Annotated in this window: 15 protein-coding genes; 10 read left to right on the forward strand and 5 right to left on the reverse strand. The window is 60.8% G+C overall.

Annotated elements, in window-relative coordinates; translation table 11 throughout:
• Nucleotides 1-1,008, forward strand: coding sequence for a glycosyl hydrolase family 8 (locus tag ACCW71_RS17040; RefSeq protein WP_436373417.1), 1,008 nt, complete (start codon nt 1-3; stop codon nt 1,006-1,008).
• A 57-nt stretch (nt 1,009-1,065) separates the two neighbouring features.
• Here ACCW71_RS17040 and bcsG read toward each other — a convergent pair whose 3' ends face one another.
• Genes bcsG through bcsE form a run of 3 tightly spaced genes read right to left on the reverse strand, consistent with a single transcriptional unit; the run spans nt 1,066 to nt 4,434 of the window.
• Complete coding sequence (gene bcsG, locus ACCW71_RS17045) at nt 1,066-2,718, reverse strand: cellulose biosynthesis protein BcsG (RefSeq protein WP_436373419.1); 1,653 nt, start codon at nt 2,716-2,718, stop codon at nt 1,066-1,068.
• Complete coding sequence (bcsF, locus tag ACCW71_RS17050; RefSeq protein WP_436373421.1) at nt 2,708-2,905, reverse strand: cellulose biosynthesis protein BcsF; 198 nt, start codon at nt 2,903-2,905, stop codon at nt 2,708-2,710. Before bcsF ends, bcsG begins: the two co-directional genes overlap by 11 nt.
• Nucleotides 2,905-4,434, reverse strand: a complete 1,530-nt coding sequence (gene bcsE / locus ACCW71_RS17055) for a cellulose biosynthesis protein BcsE (protein ID WP_436373423.1) — start codon at nt 4,432-4,434, stop codon at nt 2,905-2,907. Before bcsE ends, bcsF begins: the two co-directional genes overlap by 1 nt.
• A 200-nt stretch (nt 4,435-4,634) precedes the next feature.
• On the opposite strand from bcsE, the gene bcsR reads away from it, so the two are divergent.
• From bcsR to ACCW71_RS17095, 8 genes are all read left to right on the forward strand, one after another.
• Entirely contained in the window at nt 4,635-4,829 is a 195-nt protein-coding gene (bcsR, locus tag ACCW71_RS17060) for a cellulose biosynthesis protein BcsR (RefSeq protein ID WP_436373425.1), read from the forward strand.
• On the forward strand, nt 4,829-5,557 hold the full coding sequence (gene bcsQ / locus ACCW71_RS17065; RefSeq protein ID WP_436373427.1) for a cellulose biosynthesis protein BcsQ: 729 nt from the start codon (nt 4,829-4,831) through the stop codon (nt 5,555-5,557). The genes bcsR and bcsQ overlap by 1 nt, the downstream gene beginning before the upstream one ends.
• Entirely contained in the window at nt 5,554-8,151 is a 2,598-nt protein-coding gene (gene bcsA, locus ACCW71_RS17070; RefSeq protein ID WP_436373429.1) for a UDP-forming cellulose synthase catalytic subunit, read from the forward strand. Before bcsQ ends, bcsA begins: the two co-directional genes overlap by 4 nt.
• A gap of 9 nt (nt 8,152-8,160) precedes the next feature.
• The gene (gene bcsB / locus ACCW71_RS17075) at nt 8,161-10,461 is read left to right on the forward strand and encodes a cellulose biosynthesis cyclic di-GMP-binding regulatory protein BcsB (RefSeq protein ID WP_436373430.1); all 2,301 of its coding nucleotides are present in this window, start codon (nt 8,161-8,163) and stop codon (nt 10,459-10,461) included.
• On the forward strand, nt 10,454-13,921 hold the full coding sequence (bcsC, locus tag ACCW71_RS17080; protein ID WP_436373431.1) for a cellulose synthase complex outer membrane protein BcsC: 3,468 nt from the start codon (nt 10,454-10,456) through the stop codon (nt 13,919-13,921). The genes bcsB and bcsC overlap by 8 nt, the downstream gene beginning before the upstream one ends.
• Before the next feature lie 117 nt (nt 13,922-14,038).
• Complete coding sequence (gene hmsP, locus ACCW71_RS17085) at nt 14,039-16,045, forward strand: biofilm formation regulator HmsP (protein WP_436373433.1); 2,007 nt, start codon at nt 14,039-14,041, stop codon at nt 16,043-16,045.
• A 225-nt stretch (nt 16,046-16,270) separates the two neighbouring features.
• A complete protein-coding gene (locus ACCW71_RS17090; RefSeq protein ID WP_436373435.1) occupies nt 16,271-17,560 on the forward strand; it encodes a dicarboxylate/amino acid:cation symporter in 1,290 nt (429 codons plus the stop codon).
• A 250-nt stretch (nt 17,561-17,810) separates the two neighbouring features.
• Nucleotides 17,811-19,304 carry a M16 family metallopeptidase gene (locus ACCW71_RS17095; protein WP_436373437.1) on the forward strand — a complete coding sequence of 498 codons (1,494 nt, stop codon included), beginning with the start codon at nt 17,811-17,813 and terminating at the stop codon, nt 19,302-19,304.
• Nucleotides 19,305-19,308: 4 nt separating this feature from the next.
• Here ACCW71_RS17095 and ACCW71_RS17100 read toward each other — a convergent pair whose 3' ends face one another.
• Nucleotides 19,309-20,181 (reverse strand): alpha/beta hydrolase, encoded by an 873-nt coding sequence (locus ACCW71_RS17100; protein WP_436373439.1) that lies wholly within the window; start codon nt 20,179-20,181, stop codon nt 19,309-19,311.
• 490 nt (nt 20,182-20,671) lie between these two features.
• On the opposite strand from ACCW71_RS17100, the gene msbA reads away from it, so the two are divergent.
• The gene (msbA, locus tag ACCW71_RS17105; RefSeq protein WP_436373441.1) at nt 20,672-22,429 is read left to right on the forward strand and encodes a lipid A ABC transporter ATP-binding protein/permease MsbA; all 1,758 of its coding nucleotides are present in this window, start codon (nt 20,672-20,674) and stop codon (nt 22,427-22,429) included.
• A gap of 42 nt (nt 22,430-22,471) precedes the next feature.
• Here the strand turns inward: msbA and ACCW71_RS17110 are convergent, their stop codons facing one another.
• Nucleotides 22,472-23,404 carry a sugar kinase gene (locus ACCW71_RS17110; protein WP_436373443.1) on the reverse strand — a complete coding sequence of 311 codons (933 nt, stop codon included), beginning with the start codon at nt 23,402-23,404 and terminating at the stop codon, nt 22,472-22,474.
• Nucleotides 23,405-23,419: the final 15 nt, after the last annotated feature.

Below are 23,419 nucleotides of genomic sequence, written 5' to 3' on the forward strand. Positions count from 1 at the left end.
ATGAAAGTTAAGCCACTCTGGCTGGGTTGGATCTGCTCTGTTTTTCTGCTGGTCAGCAGCGCGCAGGCCGCTGCCAGCGGCTGGGAGAGTTTTAAAAGTCGCTTTGTGACGCCGGAAGGGCGGATTATCGACACCGCCAATAACAACGTCAGCCACACCGAAGGCCAGGGCTATGGCATGTTGCTGGCGGTCGCTAACAACGATCGTGCCACCTTCGATCGGCTGTGGCAGTGGACGCACAGCCAGCTGGGCAATCCGCAGAACGATCTCTTCTACTGGCGCTATACGCCGGGCAGCGACAATCCGGTGGCGGATAAGAACAACGCCTCGGATGGCGATGTGCTACTCGCCTGGGCGCTCCAGCGTGCCGCGCAGAAGTGGCAGGTGGCGAGCTACCAGCAGGCCTCTGACCGTATTCAGCGGGCGATTATCAAACTGGATGTGGTGAGTTTTGGCGGTCACACCGTGCTGCTGCCGGGCGCGCAGGGCTTCAATAAAAACAGCTATGTGGTGCTTAATCCCTCCTATTTTCTGTTTCAGGCGTGGCGGGAGTTTGGCGAGCGTAGCCATCTTCAGGTCTGGGATAAACTGATTAACGATGGTTTTGATCTGCTGAGTAAGCTGAGTTTCGGCAAAACCGGTCTGCCGCTGGACTGGGTGGCGCTGAACGCCGATGGTTCGGTCGCTCCGGCGGTCGGTTATCCGAACCGCTTCAGTTACGACGCGATCCGCGTGCCGCTGAATATCTGGTGGTATGACCCGCAGAGCCTGGCGCTGGTGCCGTTTCAGCGCGTCTGGCAGGGTTATGGCCGGACGATGACGCCCGCCTGGTTTGACGTGCTGGCGAACACGCCTGCACCTTATCATCTTGAGGGTGGTCTGCTGGCGGTGCGGGACCTGACGCTGAATGAGACCGGCTATCTCAGCGACCGGCTGGCAGCGGATCAGAACTACTTCTCTGCCAGCCTGCAACTGCTCACCTGGCTGGCGTTTCAGGAGAAGCGCTAATCGGCTGTTCAGCGGCGCGGGTCGGGGGCGGTTTGTCCCCCGGCCCGCAGGCCGCTGCTACTGCGGATAGGGCACCCAGTCGCCGCTGTTCAGCCTGATCCAGGGCTTGCCCTGATACATCATCACCACCGCGCCGTCGTTTTCTGACACCACCGGCGTCTGCGGCAGCTTGTCGGTCAGCACCGACATATTCACATTCGGCGCGTTAAACACCTGTCCATCCACCACCCGCGACACCAGCTCGGAGAGGGCCAGCAGGCTGGTGGGCGCGTCAATAGTCAGGGGCTGCGCCTGATGCGGTGCCTTCATCCCGACAAATTTAATCCCCACCGGCACATGGGTAATACCGGGGCTGGGAATATCGCGCAGGCCGGACATCTGCATCCGGTCGCCCTGCAACGCCGCGCCATGCTCCGGCACCACCAGCACCATCACCCGGCGACCCGACTGATCGAGGCGGGTCAGAAAGGCGTCAAGCTGATCAAACAGCAGCTGGGCGCGCGTCTTCCACGGGGCGGTCTGGGTGCTGCCCAGCTCGCGGGTGCCGTCGTGCAGCGGGATCAGATTGTAGAAGGTAGCGCTGCGGGCGTCGCTGCTCTTGTTACGCTCATCCAGCCAGCGCTGCATCAGCTGCGCATCATTGAACACCGGCGAGCCATCAAAAGAGGTCAGCTCCGCGGCGATGCCCGTCTGGGCCATCAGCGGAGCCTGGAGGTCGCCATCTTCACGCAACTCTTTGAGATAGTTACCAAACACCCCGGTATGATCCATCATCAGCTGCTCTTTAAAGCCCAGCTTCGCCAGATTGTCGAACAGGTAGCAGCGGGAGTCGGTGGGCTTGTAGAGTTCGCTGTGTGAGGTCTGGCCGCAGCTGGCGCGCAGCAGACGAATGCCTGCCGGACCGCTGTAGCTGGTGGCGGAATTGTAGTTACTCAGCAGGATGTCGAAGTGCCGCCACAGCGGATGGTTGCGCAGTCCGGCCGCGTCTATATCGGACCAGGCGAGCGAACAGATGTTGATCACCAGAATATCGAACGGCTGCGAGTCGGCCGGCAGGCTGTCGGGGAAGTGGGTAACGCGCTTGCGCTCACTCTCATAAAAGCGGTTCAGCCAGGCGGTCAGGCTGGCGCTGGTGGGCGCGGCCGACTGATCGAGTCCCTCTGGCGCGGCGGCTGGCGAACGGGCGGCGGGTGTCTGATTCAGCACCACCTGCGGCGTCGCCGCCGGGGTCGGCAGCAGCGACATCGCCGGGCCGGCCAGCGTCAGCACGTTGAGCCAGATCAGCATCAGCGAAACCAGCACGGTAACGCGCACCCAGGGTGAGATAAACAGATAGATCACCAGCAGAACAAACAGCGCCCCCACCATCTGCCAGTTGATAAACCGGTCGGCCAGATCGAGCAGATAAGCCGCAGAGAAGCCCGCCAGCTGATCGCCCTGACTGAGAATGCTGCTGAGGCCGGGCAGCCAGGTGTCATGCCAGAACAGCCCGATGCCAATGGGCACCGAGACCCAGTGGCGCAGACGATGCAGGCGGCGCGAGGGCAGCGGAAAGAGCAGCCAGGCGAGAAAGACCAGATTGCTCAGGGCGTGAAAATTGAGGTAGCCGTACCACAGCAGCCCGAATTTAACTAAAAAGTAGAAGTTCCAGCCGCCCAGCCCGCGCCAGCAGGACCAGAAGCGGGCGTTATCGGCGTGATCATTTTTCATCAATGTGTGCATCCGTTTTCGGGGATTGACGCTGCCAGTGACCTTCCGGCTTCAGCGCCCGCGCCGGTAGCAGGCGATTCAGCAGGCCGCTCCAGCGGCGCGGCAGCCACGGGTAAAAGAGCGGTTTTAACAGCAGTCCACTCACCATCACCAGCAGCGCAATCTGCACCCAGTCCATCAGGTTCATCAGGATTTGTTCTCCGGCAGTAAGGTGATCGGCTGCGGCGCAGCCCGTTCAGAAGGCTTTGCGGCAACCGCGGCGGGTGGGGTCACGGCAACCGGCGTCTGCTCCTGCAACGCCATTGGTGTCATTTTACGGATGTTGCTGATTTCACCGAGGATCTGGTTATCTTCAAACCAGATAATCCGGTTGGCAAACAGCTCATCATGCGGTAGTGAAAAGATAAATTTCAGCGCCTTATCGAGATCGTTGTAGCGGCAGGAGGAGAGAAACAGGATCACCCGATCCTCCAGCACCGTGACCAGATCGCCAAAGCGGCGCGGTTTGCAGAGCGTCAGTATCTGCTGCGGGGTGAGCTGCGGCACCGGGCGCAGGGCGACCAGCAGCCCTTTGTCATTTTCCGGCAGCAGGGTGTTGCTGATCAGCTGGCCCACCGACTGGCAAAAGGCGTCAAGCCGCAGATAACCCTTTTCATGCAGCGGCTGCAACGAGGCGGTCAATGCCTCCAGGCTGGCGGGCACGCGGCGGCTAAAGCGTTGCCCCTGAATCCCCTCCAGCATGGTGAGAAAGCGCGACATGGCCGCGCTGGTCGGCACGATAGTATTGACGCCGCACGCCTGCAACAGCCGCTCGTCGCTGTAGCGCAGGCTGACGCCCATTTCGCGCACCACGATTTTCAGGCCATTGCCGCGGCTGCGGCGCAGGCTGTGCACCTGCTTTGCCAGCTCGCCAATATGTTCGCTGTGCGTCAGGCTGAAAATAACCGTGGCGGCGTTGGCCTGCTGCGCAGCCGACCAGACCTGCTGGTTATCCTCAAACAGCTGCCACTGACGCGAAAGCGGCGGCGCGCCTTCCAGCACGCTTTTATTGGCGAGATAGTGCTGTTCGTCATTCAGACTCAGCGGTTCCTGCATTTCGTTTAAGGCGAAAAAACGCTCATCTTCACAGCCCAGACGTATCGCGCGATCGGCAAACAGCCGTTCACCGGCGTACCACCAGTTTATTTGATACTGCCAGCTATCCTGCTGTGGGGTTAAATAAGCCAGACCGTCCATCTGACGAAAATAACGCTGAAGATGCGTGGTCTGATTAAATTGGGTAGTGCCGGAAGTGATGATAAGAAGCGTCATCTTTCTTTTATAGAGCGTGCGGCGCATACGCTTTATCCAGCGGCTTAATTCGCCTTCATTAAGTTTATCCCACTGTGCCGCTGCGCTATTAAAGATCACCAGGCCATGTTGACTGCCGAACGTTCGTGAAAAATCACTTTCCAGCAGCAGCAGACTTTTTTTATTTTTGGGAAGTGAAAACAGCGGAATGCGATCGGGGCCGCCCGCCGGGTCGGGCGTCAGCAGCTCGCGCGGCAGCTGTTCAGCGCCGATCAGCGTGACGGCGCGCTGATGCGAAATAACCTGACGGATAAACAGGCGGGCATCCTGCTGGCGTGCGCAGGCGACCCAATAACAGCCGGGGGTTTGCAAAGTCGTGAGTTCAGGCTGAACGTGCAGCAGCCCCAGCGAAAAAGAATTTTTCATTATGAATTCGTTATTTTTCCAGCCCAGGCTAGTTTATTATAGACAGGACCAGTTGTAACCTGAGTAATTAAAAATTACCGGTGACCGTCGATTTTCCATTTTTTGTGATCGTGCTCATTTGATGCTGGAAAGGGCTTTCCATTAATTGGGCAAATGTCGCTGCCCTGGATCTGACGCTGTTTTATTCGTGGCGAATAATAATGACGAACCAACCTGTTTATACGGCTGTCGCCGCTGAGGGTGAACCTCAGGATGATATTAGCGCGCTGCGTGACGCCTTTTCCCTGCACGCTTTCCGTTATGTCGATATTGCCCGCGAGGAACGGCTGAAAGATCTGGTCGCACGCTGGCCGCTGTTAACCGAAACCGTTGTCAGCCCGCCGGAGCGTCGCTGATGCCGCAGATTGCGCTTCAGGGCATCCGGGGCGGGGTCGGTGCCACCTCGCTTTGCGCGGGGCTCGGCTGGGCGCTGCGCGCGCTAGGTGAGTCGGTGCTGCTGATTGATGGCTCGCCGGTCAGTCAGCTCGGCGTGCACTTTAATCTGCCTGTACCGGCGGAAGAGGGCTGGATGCAGGCGCTGAGCGAGGGCGAGGGCTGGCAGCAGAGCGCCCGGCGTTACCCCGCCGGCCCCGATCTGCTGCCCTGGGGGCAGCTGCGATCGCCGCTTCCGGCCTTTTCCCTTCAGGATGAAACGGTCGCCGCGCCGCTGCTGAATGCACTGCCTGAGCTGAGTCAGCGCTACCAGTGGATTATTTTCGATCTGCCCGCTGAAACCCTGCCCTGGCATGAAACTCTTTTGCCACAGCTGGACGCCATTCTGTGCGTCGTGACGCCCGACGCCAACGCGCATTTACGGCTGGGCCAGCGGCGATTTCCCGCGACGACCCGCTTTATTATCAACCAGTTCAACGCCAACAGCCGCTTGCAGCAGGATCTGCACCAGCTCTGGATGGCGTCGCTGCAACCGCTGATCCCGCTGCTGCTGCATCGTGATGAAGCGCTGGCGGAGTCGCTGATGATGAAGCAGCCGGTGGGGGAATACCGGCCGCACGCGCTGATCAGCGAGGAGATCACCACGCTGGCCAACTGGCTGCTGCTGCATCTGACGGGAGATCGCCCATGAATCCGCTGCGCTGGCTACTGACCGCCCCCGCCTGGCAGGCGTTGCAGCGGCGCTATGCCACGGCGCGCGGCAACGGTGCCTCCCGCTTCGCCAGCGGTCTCAACCTGTTCTGGTGTCTGCTGGGCGTGATGCTGCTGCGCGTCGAGACGCCGGGCTGGCAGCGCATTCTTCAGCAGCGCCGCCGGCTCTATCCACACATTTCACCGGAGCATCCGCGCCCGCTCGATATTCTGCGTTATCTGATCCAGACCCTGTGGCTGATGGTGATCGTGCCGCAGGCGCATCGCCGCCGCCGGGCCAACGGGTTTGGTGCGCTGATCCGCTGGCGACAGCAGTTTTATCGCTGGCTCGACCGGCGAGCCAGACGGGCAGAGACGCAGCGGCTGGGCGAGCAGCTTGAACAGCGGCTGAAGCGACTCTCACCGCTGATGCGCTACATCCTCTTTAGCGTGATGGGCGTCGTGGCCTCGCTGCTGGCGCTGCTCTGCATCAGTCAGCCGTTTAACCTGATGACGCAGTTTATCTTTGTGGTGCTGCTCTGGAGCCTGGCGCTGGTGGTGCGGCGCATACCAGGCCGCCTGCCGACCCTGATGCTGATTGTGCTGTCGCTGACCGTGTCGTGCCGCTATCTCTGGTGGCGTTATACCTCGACCCTGAACTGGGACGATCCCCTGAGTCTGGTGCTGGGGCTGCTGCTGATCGCCGCGGAAACTTACGCCTGGGTGGTGCTGGTGCTGGGCTACTTCCAGACCCTCTGGCCGCTGAACCGCCAGCCAATCTCCATGCCCGCCGATCGGGATCAGTGGCCGGACGTGGATCTGCTGGTGCCGACCTATAACGAACCGCTCAGCGTGGTCAGGCCGACTCTCTACGCGGCGCTGGGCATCGACTGGCCGAAAGATCGCCTGCATATCTATCTGCTGGATGATGGCGACCGGCCGGAGTTTCGCGAGTTTGCCGCCAGCATTGGCGTTAACTATGTGGTGCGGCCAATTCACAATCACGCCAAAGCGGGCAACATCAACCACGCGCTGGAAAAGCACTGCCGCAGCGAGTTTGTGGCGATTTTTGACTGTGACCATGTGCCGACGCGCGCCTTTTTGCAGATGACCATGGGCTGGTTTATCCGCGACCGGAAGCTGGCGATGTTGCAGACGCCGCACCACTTCTTTTCGCCCGACCCGTTTGAGCGCAATCTGGGACGGTTTCGCCGCACCCCGAACGAAGGTTCGCTGTTTTATGGCCTGGTGCAGGATGGCAACGACATCTGGGACGCCACCTTTTTCTGCGGCTCCTGCGCCATCCTGCGCCGCAGCGCGCTGGAAGAGATTGGCGGGATTGCGGTCGAAACCGTCACGGAAGATGCGCACACCTCGCTGCGTCTGCACCGGCTCGGCTATACCTCCGCCTATATTCGTATACCCCAGGCGGCCGGACTGGCGACGGAAAGCCTCTCGGCGCATATCGGCCAGCGCATCCGCTGGGCGCGCGGCATGGTGCAGATCTTCCGCCTCGACAATCCGCTGTTCGGCAAAGGGCTGAAGTGGGTGCAGCGCCTCTGTTATGCCAACGCCATGCTGCACTTTCTCTCCGGCATTCCCCGGCTGATCTTCCTGCTGGCACCGCTGGCGTTTCTGCTCTGCCACGCCTACATCATCTACGCGCCCGCGCTGGCGATCGCGGTCTATGTACTGCCCCATATGCTGCACACCAGCCTCACCAACTCGCGCATTCAGGGGCGCTGGCGGCACTCTTTCTGGAGCGAAGTCTATGAGACAGTGCTGGCGTGGTATATCGCCCTGCCCACCACCGTGGCGCTGATCAACCCCCACAAAGGCAAGTTTAACGTCACCGCCAAAGGCGGGCTGGTGGAGAAGCGTCATCTGGACTGGGTGATCACCCGTCCCTATATGCTGCTGGTTCTGCTTAATCTGGCAGGCGTGGGCATGGCGTTCTGGCGGATGCAGTATGGCCCGGCCAATGAGGTGTTAACCGTATGGGTCAGCCTGATCTGGGTGCTCTACAACATGGTGATCCTGGGCGGGGCGGTGGCGGTTTCGGTCGAAGCCCGGCAGATCCGTGAGGCGCACCGGGTGGAGATCGCGATGCCAGCCGCTATCGCGCGTGAAAATGGCCATATGCTGCCCTGCACCCTGCGTGACTACTCCGACGGCGGGGTTGGCTTAGCGCTGCGCGAGCCGGATGCGTTGCAGGAGAATGAAAAGGTCTGCCTGCTGCTGCGCCGCGGCCAGCAGGAGTTCAGCTTTCCCGGCAGGGTGCAGCGCGTCTTTGGCCTGCGGGCCGGGGTGCGTCTCGATCAGCTGACCACCCGGCAACACATTGACTTTATCCAGTGTACCTTCGCCCGGGCCGATACCTGGGCGTTGTGGCAGGACGGTTTCCCGGAAGATAAACCGGTGCAAAGCCTCGCCGATATTACGATCCTCGGTTTTAAAGGTTATCTGCGCCTGGCGGAATATGGTCCGCCACAGTTACGTCGGTTGTTTAACCTGCTTACCGCTGGGGTAAGCTGGCTGGCTTCGCTGTTGCCGCAGGGCATCGCAGACGCGCCCGCCACTGAAAATCCGCATTGAGTTGATGATATGACAACAACAACAAGAGTAAACCGGTGGGTCGCTGCCCTGCTGCTGGGTTCCGCCACGCTGAGCTGCGCTGTCGCGCAGGAGAATGCGCCGGTCAGCGTCGGCGGCGAAACAGCCGTGCAGTCGGTAGTGCAGGAGAGCGGCGCGCCGCTGCGTGACAGCCAGCTGAGCTTTACCACGCTGGCCCCGCCGCCGGGCAGCATGACGCTGCGCGGCACACGTCCCACCGGCGGGCTGGAGTTCGGGGTGCGCAGCGACGAAGTGGTCACGCGCGCGGTGCTTAACCTCAGCTATCGTCCGTCGCCAGCGCTGCTGCCGACGCTGTCGCAACTCAAGGTCTATCTCAATGATGAGCTGGTGAGCCTGATCACCCTGACGCCGGAGCAGTCGGGCAAAGAGAATCAGACCCAGCTGGCGATCGACCCGCGTTTTATCGCCGATTTTAACCGCCTGCGCTTTGAACTGGTCGGTCACTACACCAGCGTCTGTGAAAATCCGGCCAACAGCACCATCTGGCTGGATATTGGCAAAGAGAGCCATCTGGATCTGACGCTGCAAAAATTGCCGCTTAAAAATGACCTCTCCCATTTCCCGGAACCCTTTTTTGATGCGCGCGACAGGCGCCCGCTGACTCTACCGATGGTGTTTGCCGCCCAGCCGGATGTGAAGCAGCAGCGGGCCGCGGCCATCCTCGCCTCCTGGTTCGGCAGCAAAGCGGCCTGGCGCGGTCAGCGCTTTCCGGTGCTCTATAACCAGCTGCCACCGCAGCAGCACGCAGTGGTGTTCGCCACCAATGAGACGCGGCCCGCTTTCCTGAAAGATCTGCCGCCGGTGCTGAAGCCCACCGTGGCGATCCTCAGTCAGCCTGACAATCCCTATCAGAAGATGCTGCTGATTCTGGGGCGCAACGATGAGGATTTGCTGACGGCGGTGCAGGGGATCGCGCAGGGCGAGCTGCTGCTGCGCGGCGACAGCTCAACCATCGACAGCGTGACGCTGCTGGCCCCGCGCCAGCCCTACGATGCGCCAAACTGGGTGCGTACCGATCGCCGCACCACGTTTGCGGAACTGACGCAGTATGAGAATCAGTTGCAGTCGGACGGTATGCAGCCTGACCCCATCAGCCTGACGCTGAACCTGCCACCCGATCTCTTCCTGGTACGCGCCCGCGGCATCGACATGGATCTGAGCTATCGCTACACCTCGCCGATGCAGCCGGATGGCTCCCGGCTGGCGGTTAATCTGAATAACCAGTTTATTCAGGACTACCCGCTGCTGCCGAAAAACACCGCCGGTGAGCAACTGCTGCATCTTCCGCTGATCCAGGGCTTGCTGGAGAAGGGGCATGAACTCACCATTCCGGCGTTACGCCTGGGGGTGATGAATCAGCTGCGCTTTGACTTTGATTATGCCAACACCTTTATCGGCGGCACCGCCGACGGGCGTTGTGAAACCGTGACGCCGGTGGGTCATCATGTGGTGGTGGATGAGAGTTCCAGCATCGACTTTTCCGGTTATCGCCACTACATCGAAATGCCGTCGCTGCAAACCTGGGCGAATGCGGGCTTTCCGTTCAGCCGCTACGCCGATCTGGCGCAGACGCTGGTGCTGGTGCCGTCCGCACCGGATGCGCAGCAGGTCAGCACTCTGCTGAACGCGCTGGGCAACATTGGTGCGCAGACCGGCTATCCGGCGCTGCGGGTGCAGCTCACCGACGACTGGGCCACGGCGCAGAAGCAGGACGCGGATCTGCTGATGATCGGCACCCTGCCCAGGGATCTTCAGGATGAGCGGCGGATCACGGCGCTGGTGGACGCCACGACAAGCTGGCTGAAAACACCGGTACGCCAGAAAAATCTGGCGCTCAATTCGCTCAGCGACAGCGGACGGGCGGTGGAAAGCACCACCGCAATCGGCTCCCGTGGCCCGCTGGCGGTGGTGCTTGGCTTCCAGTCGCCGTTTTACGATCAGCGCAGTGTGGTGGCGCTGCTCGCCGACGGCAGCCCGCGTAGCTGGCAGCTGCTCAATGAGGCGTCCGGCGACAGCGGCAAGCGCGCGGCGATGTCGGGTTCCACCATTATTATCCGCGAGTCCGGCGTCAATAGCCTGCGGGTAGGGGAGAGCTACTACGTGGGTCATCTGCCGTGGTGGGAACGGCTCTGGGCGCTGCTTGCCACCCATCCGTTCTGGCTGGCGGCCTGCACGGTCGGGGTTATCGTGCTGTTCGCACTGATGGTCTGGCGTCTGATGCGCCTGATCGCGCGCCGCCGGTTGCTGGATGATGACGATGAAGATGAGTAAGTCTCACCTGCTGCGCGCCGGTCTGCTGATTGGGACGCTGGGGGCGCTGCCGGGTCAGGCCGCCCCCGTGACGGGACCGGAGGTTTCACCGGTTGACTGGCTGCTGACCCAGGTGCGCATCGGCGAATCCACCAACAAATATGATCTGGTGCAGCAGTCGCTGTACCGGCTGGAGAAGATCGACCCGGATAATCCCCAGGTACTGGCGGCACGGCTGCGGCTGGCGCTGCATCAGGGCGACATCACGGCGGCGCAGAGGCTGCTCGATCGGCTGAACCAGCTGGCTCCCGACTCGGCGGCGGCGCGCGAGTCCGCCGTGGGGCTGCGGATCACCTCCTCTGACGGACGCCAGCAGCTTCAGCAGGCGCGTCTGCTCGCCACCTCGGGCCGCCTGGCGGCGGCGAAAAGCGCCTACGATGCGCTTTTCCACGGCGTGTTTCCTGACGCGAACCTGGCGCTGGAGTACTGGCGGCTGCTGGCGCGCATGCCGGATCAGCAGCAGGTCGCCTGGCAGCAGCTTCAGGCGCTGGAGCAACGCTATCCCGGCAACGTCGGCGTCGGATTACAGATTGCCCGGATGGCGTTTGATCGTCAGCAGCCGCAGCAGGCGATCGCCCAGCTCAGGCAGCTGGCAGAGAGCGGCAGCGGGCGGGAGGCGGCGGCCGATCTCTGGCTACAGTACATCAACGAGCAGCCGGTCAGCGACAGCAGCGTGGCGCAGTTAAAAGCCTGGCTGACCCTGTTTCCCGACGGCGATCTGCATCAGCAGGGCGTCGACAGGCTGGCACAGCAGCAGGCGCAGCTCGCCGATCCCGCCTATCGTGCACGGGTGCGCGCCCTGGCGCTGGTTGACGCGGGCAAGGTCAATCCGTCGATGGCCGCGCTGACGCGGGCGCTGAAGGCGAACCCTGACGACGCGGAACTGATGGGGGCGATGGGCCAGACCCAGGCCCGCGCCGGCCATCGCGAGGCGGCGATCCTCTGGCTGGAGCGCGCCATTAAAGCGGGTCAGCAGAGCACGCTGATCGGCAAATGGCAGTCGCTGTTGCAGACCAGCCGCTACTGGCTGGCGATTGAGCGGGGCGATAAGGCGCTGGCGCAGCGCGATATGGCCGGGGCCGAACAACAGTACCGCATGGCGCAGCAGTATGACCGCAGTGACAGCTATGCCCTGATTGGCCTTGGCGACGTGGCGATGGCGCGCAAAGAGACGGCGGTGGCCGAACGATACTGGCTGCGGGCGCGGCAGCTCGATGGCGCTAATACAACGGCGATACGGCGGCTGGCGGGGCTTTATCGGACCGTTTCGCCCGCCCGCGAGATGCAGTTCATCAATACGCTACCCGCGGCGCAGCAGCGTGCGCTGGCCGACACCCTGCGTACGCTGCGCAGTGACAGCCTGCGTGCGGAGGCGGATGCGCTGGCGCAGCAGGGTCGCTGGTCGCAGGCGGCGGAAAAATATCGCCAGGCGCAGCAACTGGCAGCGGATGATGTCTGGCTCAGTTACCGGCTGGCGGGCGCGCTGCGCAACAGCGGGGCCGGGCAGCAGGCGGATGCGGTGATGCGCGCCGTAGCGCAGCAGCATCCGCAGGACCCCGCCGCACTCTATGCCAGCGCGCTCTACTTCTCCGGGAAAGGGGATGACAGCGCGGCGCTGACGACGCTGCATCGGCTGCCGGAAGCGCAGTGGAGCAGTGATATGCGCCAGCTGGCTGACCGGCTGCGGCAGGATCAGATCTTTGCCCAGGCCGATGCGCTGCGCACGGCCGGGCAGGAGCCGGCGGCAGTGAGGCTGCTCAGCCAGCAGCCGGTTTCCAGCCGGCGCGATCTGACGCTGGCGGACTGGGCGCTGGCGCGCGGCGACACGGAACAGGCGCTGGCGGGCTATCGGCAGGTGCGGGCGCGCCAGGCTGACAACCGCGATGCGGCGCTGGGAGAGATTGACGCGCTGGTGGCGTTGCAGCGTCGCGATGACGCACGCCAGGCGCTGGCGCAGTTGCCCGCGGCGCAGAGCAGTCTGAACGCGGATCGCCGCGTCGCGCTGGCGTGGCAGGCGGTCGGTGAGACCAGCCGGGCTGCCACGCTGTTCGCCGGTCTGAAACAGCGGGCGGCCGCGCTGCCGCCGTCGCAGGATAAGGCGCTGGTGTTTCGTGATGCGGCGCGGCTGGCGCGCGCCCGGCAGCAGCCTGAAGTGGCGCTGGAGGATTATCGGCAGGCGCTGGCGGCCAGCGGTATCGCCAGCGACGCAAACCTCAGCCGGGCCACCCGACTTGATCCCGCGGATGGCTGGCTGAGACGCGGCATTCGCAGTGATACCGCCGATCTCTACCGCCAGCAGGAGACCACGCTGATGTTGCAGCAGGACTATTCGCGCAACAGCGGCACCGGCGGGATCTCTGATTTCACCGCCCATACCACTATGTTGCAGGCGGAGAGGCCGGTTGCTGACGGGCGCGGCTTTTTCCGGCTTGATCGGGTTGCGGTGTCGGCCGGCACGTTCACCACCCGCAATGGCGGCTTCGACGCGCTGTTCGGCAGCTGTGACGACGCCAATGCGGGCGGCTGCCGACGCGACAGCCATCAGCGCGATCAGGGCACGGCGCTGGCGGCCGGATGGCATAACGCGGTCTGGTCGGCCGATCTTGGCACCACGCCGCTGGGGTTTACGGTGACGAACTGGACTGGCGGCGTGAGCTGGAAAACCGATCTCAAAGACCTCGGCGTGACCCTGACCGCCTCGCGGCGGCCAATCGCCAGTTCGCTGCTGGCCTATGCCGGTGCGCGCGATCCGGCCAGCAATGGCGGCAAACGCTGGGGCGGCGTGGTGGCGACTGGCGGCGGCATCGGGCTGAGTTACGATCAGGGTGGGGCGCACGGCGTCTGGGCCGATCTCAGCGCGCATCAGCTGAGCGGTCAGAACCTCGCCGATAACAGCCGGGAGCGCCTGATGGGTGGCTATTACTACAAGCTGATCAACAGCGACAACCGCCGTGCCACCGTCGGGCTGAACAGCATGCTCTGGCACTACCAGAAAGATCTCAGCGATTACACCTTCGGTCAGGGCGGCTACTACAGTCCGCAGCAGTACCTCTCCTTTTCGGTGCCGGTCACCTGGCGGCAGCGCACAGAGAACTGGTCGTTCGATCTCGGCGGCTCGCTCTCCTGGTCACATTCGAAAACCGCGGCGCAGCGGCGTTATCCGGTCAATCCGGGCTTCAGCCTCGCCAGCAACCCCACTTCCGACAGCAGCACCGGCGGCGGGATCGGCTATACGGCGCAGGCGGTGGTTGAACGACGGGTGACGCCACACTGGTTTATCGGCGCGGGAGTCGACATTCAGCAGGCGAAGGATTACACCCCGAGCCACGGCCTGCTCTATGTGCGCTACTCGGCGCAGGGCTGGCAGGGCGATCTGGATATGCCTCCACAGCCGCTGATCCCCTACGCCGATTTTAAATAAACCTGGCGGGGCAAAAGCCGGACTTTTCAGACGGTATAAAAGTCAGATTATGGGATATACTGGCCGGGCATTTTACTGTCTGCTATCTGGGCTTTTTTCATCGTCGGGAGAGAATTTTTGCGGGTTAGCCGGTCACTTACGATAAAGCAGATGGCGACAGTTTCGCTGGTTGCGGTTATCACCATCAGTATCTTTATCGTCATCCAACTGTTTCATTTTGTGCAGCAGCGCAGGATTGACTACGCCCAGCAGATGGAGAATATCGCCCATACCGTCCGTCAGCCGCTGTCGGAGGCGGTGCTGCGCGCCGATATTCCGCAGGCGGAACACATTCTGCACTCCCTGAAACCCGCCGGGATTTTATCGCGCGCCGATGTGGTGCTGCCGAACGCTTTTCAGGCGCTGCACGCAGACTTTGAGACTGAAAAACCGGTGCCGCGCCTGGTGGCGCGTCTGTTTGAGCTGCCGGTGCAGATTACGCTGCCGCTCTATTCCGTTGAAAACAGCGGGATGCCGAAACCGCTGGCTTATCTGGTGTTGCAGGCTAACTCGTCGCGCGTCTACCAGTTTATCCTCAGCACGCTCTCGACCATGATTATCACCTATCTGCTGCTGGCGCTGATCCTCTCGGTGTCGATCAGCTGGTGTATCAACCGGCTGATTGTGCATCCGCTGCGTCATATCTCGCGCGAGTTGCAGGAGCTGCCGCCGCAGTCGATTCTGGCCCATAAGCTGTCGCTGCCGCAGAGCCATCGCGACGACGAGATTGGAATGCTGATCCGCAGCTACAACCGCAATCAGCAGGTGCTGGAGGCGGTGCATGATGAGATGAGCCGCCTGACCACCCATTTCCCCGTCACCGATCTGCCCAACCGGACGCTGTTTCTGGCGCTGGTCGAACAGTTTATGTGCAATCCCGAGCGGCCGCTGGCGCTGATGGTGATCCGCGTGGAGACGCTGCTGGAGGCCAACGGCGTGCTGAGCGATGAGCAGCGCGACACGCTGATGCTGACGCTGGTGGAGAAGATCCGCAGCACGCTGGATGACCACACCCTGCTGGCGCAGACCAGCACCAGCGACTTTGTGCTGTTAATGAAGCGCGCCAGTAATCCGTTCCGCGCGCTGCGGCTGGCGCGTAACCTGATGATCCGCCTGAATCAGCCGGTAAATCTGCACCAGCTGCAACTGCGTCCCAACGCCAGCATCGGACTGGCGCTGCGCGACGATCAACCGCTGAGCGCCAATGAGCTGCTGGACCGGGCCACCTCGGCCATGATGTCGGCCCGTCATCAGGGCAAAAACCAGATTCTGTTCTTTGATGCCGCCCTGACCGAGCGTGCCCAGAAACGGCTGACCCAGGAGCATGATATTTTGCAGGGGCTGCACGATGAGCAGTTCGCCCTCTACCTGCAACCACAGATTGATATGCGCAGCGGGGCGTTAGCCGGTGCGGAAGCGCTGTTGCGGATGCGTCAGCCCGACGGCCACTACGGCCTGAGCGAGGAGTTTATTGCCAGCGCGGAAGAGATTGGTGTGATCACCGCCATTGGCCGCTGGGTGTTCGAAGAGGCGTGCCGTATTCTGGCTGGCTGGCAGCATCAGGGCATCATGCTGCCGCTGAGCGTCAATATTTCGGCGGTGCAGCTGCGGGACAGCAGCATGGTGCCGCATTTGCAGGCGCTGCTGACGCGCCACCGCATCGCGCCCGGCACGCTGGTGCTGGAAGTGACCGAAACCGCCCAGTTCGGTGATGCCGAGCAGGCAATATCGCTGCTGCGTATGTTGCAGCAGACCGGTATTGCGGTGGCGCTGGACGACTTCGGCATGGGCTATTCCAACCTCAACTATCTGCATCAGCTGAAAGCGCTGCCGGTTAACAAGATCAAGATGGACCGCAGCTTTGTGGCAGCGCTGCCGGATGATGACAACATGGTGCGCATCGTCGCGGCGATTGCGGAGATTATTCAGCTGGATGTGATTGCCGAAGGGGTAGAAACCGCCGAGCAGCGCGACTGGCTGCTGGCGCGCGGCATTCATATTGGTCAGGGCTACCTCTATGCGGAAGCGCTGCCGCTGATCCGCTTCAACCAGGACTGGATTGAAAACCCTCTGGTGCCGAAGTAGTGGCCTGATTCATTGATTTTGCGAGAATTTTAGTTACAAAACCCCTTGCTGAAGCGTTTCAGTTCAGAATTACGACCCCAGGGTTTCCTGGGGGTTTGTCACCCTGTATTAATCACGTAAACAGAGTGTTATTTTCGGGTTACTGTCAGGCGCCACCTCTGTTGCCCGCCAGTCACAATAACAAATCCGACAACATCACCTCACGGCGTTAGTGGACACCTGTTTATGAAAACCTCACTTTTTAAAAGCCTTTATTTCCAGGTGCTGATGGCCATTGGCATCGGCGTTTTGTTAGGCCATTTTTATCCCGAAATCGGTACCCAGATGAAGCCGCTGGGCGATGGCTTTGTTAAATTAATCAAGATGATTATCGCCCCGGTGATCTTCTGTACCGTGGTGACCGGCATCGCGGGCATGGAGAGCATGAAAGCGGTCGGGCGTACCGGCGCGGTCGCGCTGCTCTATTTTGAAATTGTCAGCACCATCGCTCTGATTATCGGCCTGATTGTGGTTAACGTTATACAGCCAGGCGCCGGGATGAATGTCGATCCGGCCACGCTGGATGCCAAAGCGGTGGCGGTTTACGCTGAGCAGGCGCAGCAGCAGGGTATCGTTGCCTTCCTGCTGGATGTGATCCCCAACAGCGTGATTGGTGCCTTTGCCAGCGGCAATATTTTGCAGGTACTGCTGTTTGCCGTGCTGTTTGGTTTTGCCCTGCATCGTCTCGGTAACACCGGCACGCTGATTTTCAACGTGATTGAAAGTTTCTCCAAAGTTATCTTCGGCATCATCAACATGATCATGCGCCTGGCACCGATAGGAGCCTTTGGCGCGATGGCGTTCACCATCGGTAAGTATGGGGTGGGATCGCTGGTGCAGCTGGGCCAGCTGATTATCTGCTTCTACATCACCTGTATTCTGTTTGTGGTGGTGGTGCTGGGGCTGATTGCGCGTCTGTTCGCTGGCTTCAGCATCTTCAAATTCATCGCCTACATCAAAGAAGAGCTGCTGATTGTGCTGGGCACCTCCTCATCTGAGTCTGCGCTGCCGCGCATGCTGGATAAGATGGAAAAGCTGGGCTGTAAGAAGTCGGTGGTGGGGCTGGTGATCCCGACCGGTTACTCCTTCAACCTCGACGGCACCTCGATCTACCTGACCATGGCCGCGGTGTTTATCGCTCAGGCGACCAATGCGCACATGGATATTTTCCATCAGATTACGCTGCTGGTGGTGCTGCTGCTCTCCTCAAAAGGGGCGGCGGGGGTGACCGGCAGTGGCTTCATCGTGCTGGCGGCGACGCTCTCGGCGGTTGGTCATCTGCCGGTGGCGGGCCTGGCGTTAATCCTCGGTATCGACCGCTTTATGTCGGAAGCCCGTGCGCTGACCAATCTGGTGGGTAACGGGGTCGCGACTGTGGTAGTGGCGAAGTGGGTGGATCAGCTGGATCACAAACAGCTGAATGAGACGCTCGCGGGCCGCAACAAGGAGAAAAAAGCCTCTGAATCTTCAGTTTAATCACTGAATTTCACTTAAATCCCCCTAAATGCCCGCTGTCGCTTGCCCTGACAGCGGGCATTTGCATAATGAACCCCACTTGTTTTTTTTAACGTTTTTCACTTCGCTGCGCGACATCCTGAGCTTCCTGTGGTCAAACACTTTGCTGTTGGATAACAGCGCGATTCGGCGACGCCAGCCGGTTCGTTAATAACAGCGGCGATACGTGCCAGTGATAACGATATTTGAATTATTTTGAGTAGGGGTTCACATGCAGGGCACCAGAATTCGGCTTTTGGTTGGTGGATTAATGCTGTCGGCAACCAGCTATGGTCTCCAGGCAGAAACGCTGCAACCGGATCCGGCCTGGCAGGAAGGCAAGCTGGATAACGGATTTAGCTGGCAGTTACTGGCCACGCCGCAACGGCCCAGCGATCGCATTGAATTGCGCCTGGTCGTGAATACCGGTTCGCTGGTGGAGAGTGCGCAGCAGACCGGCTTCAGCCACCTGCTGCCGCGGCTGGCGATGGTACATAACACCGCGCTCGACACCCAACAGCAGCGCGCGCTATGGCAACAGGCGATGGACCCTAAGCATCCGCTGCCGCCGGTCATCGCCTCCTATGACTCCACCCAATACAATCTCAGCCTGCCGAATAACCGCCCCGAGCTGCTGAAAGAAGCGCTGAACTGGCTGGCGGCGACCGCGGGCAATATGGCGATTACCGAGCAGGTGGTGAGTACCGCGCTGAGCGCCTCCGATCCGGTGGCGACCTGGCCGAAAGATACCCAGGATGTCTGGTGGCGCTATCGGCTGAAAGGCTCGGCGCTGCTGGCGCACGATCCGGCGGTGCAGCCGCGCGCGCCGATCGACTTAGCCCAGCTGAATGAGTTCTACCATCGCTGGTATACCCCTGACGCGATGACGCTCTACGTCGTCGGCAATGTCGACAGCCGCAGCCTCTCTGAGCAGATCAATAAAACCTTTTCGCCGTTAACCGGCAAACGGGAAACCCCCGCGCCGCTGCCGACCCTGTCGCCGCTGCCGCATGAGCCGGTCAATCTGGTTAATGGCAACATGACCCAGGATCGTCTGTCGCTGGTGTGGGATACGCCGTGGCAACCGATTCGCGACTCGCAGAATTTACAGCGTTACTGGCAGGGCGACCTGGCGCGTGAAGCGCTGTTCTGGCATGTCCAGCGCGCGCTGAGTGACAGCAAAGCGCAGGGCGTACAGGTCGGCTTCGACTGCCGGGTGCTGTATCAGCGCGCCCAGTGCTCTATCAACATGGATGGCCGCAACGAAAATCTGGCGCAGAACATGAATCTGGTGGCGCGCGAGCTGGCGGCGGTACGGGATAAAGGGCTGCCGCAGGAGGAGTTTGATGCGCTGATGGCGCAGAAGCTGCTGGAGCTGAACAAGCTGTTCACCACCTATGCCCGAACCGATACCGATGTGCTGATGAGCCAGCGTCTGCGCTCGCAGCAGAACGCGGTGGTCGACATCGCCCCGGAGCAGTATCAGAAATTGCGTCAGACTTTCCTCGCCGGGCTGACCCGCGAGCAGCTGAACCAGGAGCTGCGTCAGCAGCTGTCGCAGGAGTTGATGATGGTGCTGATCCAGCCGGAAGGGGAAGCGGAAACCAACGTGAAGAGCCTGCAAAGTGACTGGGACAAAGTGATGGCACCGCCTGCGGCACCGGCGGCCAGCAATGATGCCAGTCCGCCGGATAGCAACGTTAAGGATGTCCCGCCCGCCGCTTAACGCCTCAGGTTTTTGCCCTGAGCCACTCGGTCACTAACATTGGCCAGCTGGCGAGGGGCAAATCCGCCACGCCACGGATACCAAAGCCGTGCCCGCCTTTCTGATAGAAGTGCACTTCTGCCGGCACCTTATGCTCACGCAGCGCCGCGAAAAATGCCATGCTGTGATTCACCGACACCGATTCATCGTCCGCGGCGTGGATCAGCAGCGTCGGCGGCACCAGCGGATGCGCCCGGGTTTCCAGTGAATAGGCTTCAATGGTTTTCTGATCGGGCCAGGCACCCAGCAGGCGGGTACGTGCGCCTTCGTGGGCAAGCCCGTCGCGCATACTGATCACCGGATAGACCAGCACCATCGCATCGGGACGGGGCGAGAAGTTTTCTGCGCCATCCTGCACCGGATAGAGTTTCTCTGCGAAGCGGGTGCCGAGGCTGGCCGCCACGTGTCCGCCGGCGGAGAAGCCCATCATCACGATATATTTGCCATTCAGACCGCGCTGCGCCCGGTCACGCAGCACCCGAACCGCACGCTGAGCATCGGCCAGTGGCGCGTCCGGGCCTTCGTGATGTCCGTCATAGGGCAGGCGATAGGTCATCACCGCCAGGGTGTAGCCCATCGAGGTGAAGAAGGTCGCCAGCGCGCTCCCTTCCCGATCGATCATCACCCGCTGATAGCCACCGCCCGGTGCCACCAGCAGCGTAATCCCATTTGATTCAACCGGATGCCAGATCGCCATCTCCGGGCAGCGCACGCCGGTCGCCGCGCGATCGTAAGGCTCATACTCTTTTGCCATGTCGACAATCTGTGGCTGCGCCCGCGAATCGCTGGCGCCTGGCGCATCACCGTGCGGCCAGATATTGATGATTTCTGTGTGCATAATATGTCCTGATGCGGGGAATATTTATCGTTGTTTTGTTCGCGGCCGGAGAGCACAGCGTCCTGCTGTGGTTGATTAAAAGATGGTCTTTTTTCAGGCGGTCGTCCATCCGAAAAGGGCGGATCTGACCAGATTCGGACTATGCCTGGTGGCGGGTTTTGATGGATAAACCACTAATATTAATGGATAAATTATAAGCGGTCCTGAAGCCGGATTTTCTTCCGGTCCTGCGTTTAATCACGATTTTTCAGCTTAAGGTAAATGGCTGGCACAGCGCGCTTCGTTAGCCGCAATTTACCGGATAACACGCGGCGGGCTATTAAGGCGAGGTAATGGTTTTTACCCGGTGAAGGGGCCTGCGGCGGGGTAAAAACCCTGATGTAGTCTCATTTGGGAATACTTATCACCGATTGACCGGCAGCAGTTTCCTGTTGGTTGATGCGCTTTAACATAACATCATCCACTCATTCACAACGGTAAGATCCATTCCATGTTTGATACAAATCTCTCCACCAGACAAACCTTTTGTCGCCTGTGGCCGACGATTTCTCCATTCAGGCTGGGACTGTTAGCCGCCGGCGTCGCGCTGATCGTGAACGCCGCGATAGATCCATTTATGCTCACCCTGCTGAAAACGTTGCTCGACGACGTGATTGGCAAAAATAACCACGGCATTCTGCTCTGGATGCCGCTGGTGATTATCGGGCTGATCCTGATCCGCGGGGTGAGCGGCTATATCTCAAATTATTCGATCTCCTGGGTGTCGGGCAAAGTGGTGATGACCCTGCGCCGTCGCCTGTTCAGCCATATGATGGGCATGCCGGTGGCGTTTTTCGATCAGCAATCGACCGGTACGCTGCTCTCGCGTATCAGTTACGACTGCGAACAGGTCGCTTCTTCTTCCTCCAGCGCGCTGGTGACGGTGGTGCGTGAAGGGGCTTCCATCATTGGCCTGTTTGTCATGATGTTCTACTACAGCTGGCAGCTGTCGCTGATTCTGATTGTGCTGGCACCGATTGTGTCGCTGGCGATCCGCCTCGTCTCTAAGCGTTTTCGCAGCATCAGCAAGAATATGCAGAACACCATGGGCCAGGTGACGACCCGCACCGAACAGATGCTGAAAGGGCATAAAGAGGTGCTGATGTTTGGCGGCCAGCAGGTGGAAACCGCCCGCTTTGAGCAGGTCAGCAACAAAATGCGCCGCCAGGGCATGAAGATGGTCTCCACCACCTCGCTTTCCGATCCCCTTATTCAGCTGCTCGCCTCCTTCGCGCTGGCCTTTGTGCTCTACGCGGCCAGTTTTCCCTCGGTGATGGCGACCCTGACGGCGGGCACCATCAGCGCGGTCTTTTCCGCCATGCTGATGCTGATGCGTCCGTTAAAGTCGCTGACCAACGTTAACGCCCAGTTCCAGCGCGGGATGGCCGCCTGTCAGACGCTGTTCGCCATTCTGGATACGCCACAGGAGAAAGATGAAGGGACAAGAGTGGTGCAGCGCGCCACCGGCGAGCTGGCGTTCCGCGATGTGACCTTTACCTATCCCGGCGCGGAAACCCCGGCGCTGAAGCATATCAGTCTGCATATTCCCGCCGGTAAAACCGTGGCGCTGGTCGGCCGCTCCGGGTCGGGTAAGTCGACTCTCGCCAGCCTGCTGACGCGGTTTTACGACATCGACAGCGGAGAGATTTTGCTGGATGGTCACGATCTGCGTGAGTACACCCTGGCCTCGCTGCGCGAGCAGGTGGCGCTGGTGTCCCAGCATGTTCACCTGTTCAATGACACGGTGGCGAACAATATCGCCTATGCGCGCACGGATGTGTTCAGCCGGGAAGCGATCGAAAAGGCGGCGGAGATGGCGCATGCGATGGAGTTTATTAACAAAATGGATAACGGGCTGGATACGGTGATTGGCGAGAATGGGGTGCTGCTGTCGGGCGGTCAGCGCCAGCGCATCGCTATCGCCCGCGCCCTGCTGCGCGACAGCCCGATCCTGATCCTCGACGAAGCGACCTCCGCCCTGGATACCGAATCTGAACGCGCCATTCAGTCGGCGCTGGAGAGGTTACAGCAAAACCGCACCACCCTGATTATCGCGCACCGGCTCTCCACCATCGAAAAGGCGGATGAGATCCTGCTGGTAGAGGAGGGGGAGATTGTTGAACGTGGTACGCATCAGGCGTTGCTGGCAAAAAACGGGGCCTATGCCCGGCTCTATCAGCTGCAATTCAGTCAGCCACTGAGCGCGTGAAACGCGCAATGCGCCTGCTGGCGCATTGCGCGCACCGCCGCTTCAGTCAGGCATCGCCTCTGTTGGGATAATCGCACCGCGATGCTGAATCACCGTGCTGGCGGTGAGATGGCCGCGCTGCGCGGCCGCTTCCGCAGAGTCGCCGGTCAGACGACGCGCCAGATAACCGGCGCTGAAGGAGTCGCCGGCGGCGGTGGTATCGATCACCTTCTCTTTCGCCAGCTTTATCGCAGGCACCTCAATCAGCGGCGCATCGCCGATAGCGATCAGGCAGGCGTCCGCGCCGCGCTTAATCACAATCTCACTGGCGCCCGCCTCGCGGGTCCGGGCAATTACCGCCTCCAGCGGCTGCTCGCCCCACAGCAGATGTTCATCATCCAGCGTCAGGAAGGCGGTATCGGTGCAGCGGAGCATGGCGCGATAGGCGTGCTGCGCGCTGGCCTGGTCGGGCCATAAACGGGGACGGTAGTTGTTATCGAAAATCACCCGGCCGCCGTTCGCGCGGCAGCGTGCCAGCAGCGCCATCAGCTTCTCGCGACTGGCGGGGGGCAGAATCGCCAGGCTGATACCGCTCAGATAGAGATAGTCGTAGTGTGCCAGCTGATCGCTGATCGCCGCCGATTGCGGGCTGTCGAGCCAGTAGCGGGCGGCGGCGTCACTGCGCCAGTACCAGAAGGTGCGCTCGCCGTCGGCGTCGGTTTCAATCACATAGAGGCCCGGCATTTTGTTGTCGAGGCGCTGAATCAGGTCGGTATTGACCTTCTCCTGCTGCCAGGCGGCGATCATCTGATCGCTGAACGAGTCGGTGCCGAGCGCGGTGACATAATCGACCCGCAGCTGTGACGCTTCGACCTGACGGGCGAGGTAAACCGCGGTGTTCAGCGTATCGCCGCCAAAGCCGCGTTTGATGTTCTCACCTTTCTCGGACAGCTCAATCATGCACTCACCAATGATGGCGATTTTCTTCTGCGTCATGGTTTTAAACCCGTA

Origin of the sequence: Pantoea sp. C2G6 (assembly GCF_051336815.1) — a bacterium.
GTDB lineage: Bacteria > Pseudomonadota > Gammaproteobacteria > Enterobacterales > Enterobacteriaceae > Pantoea.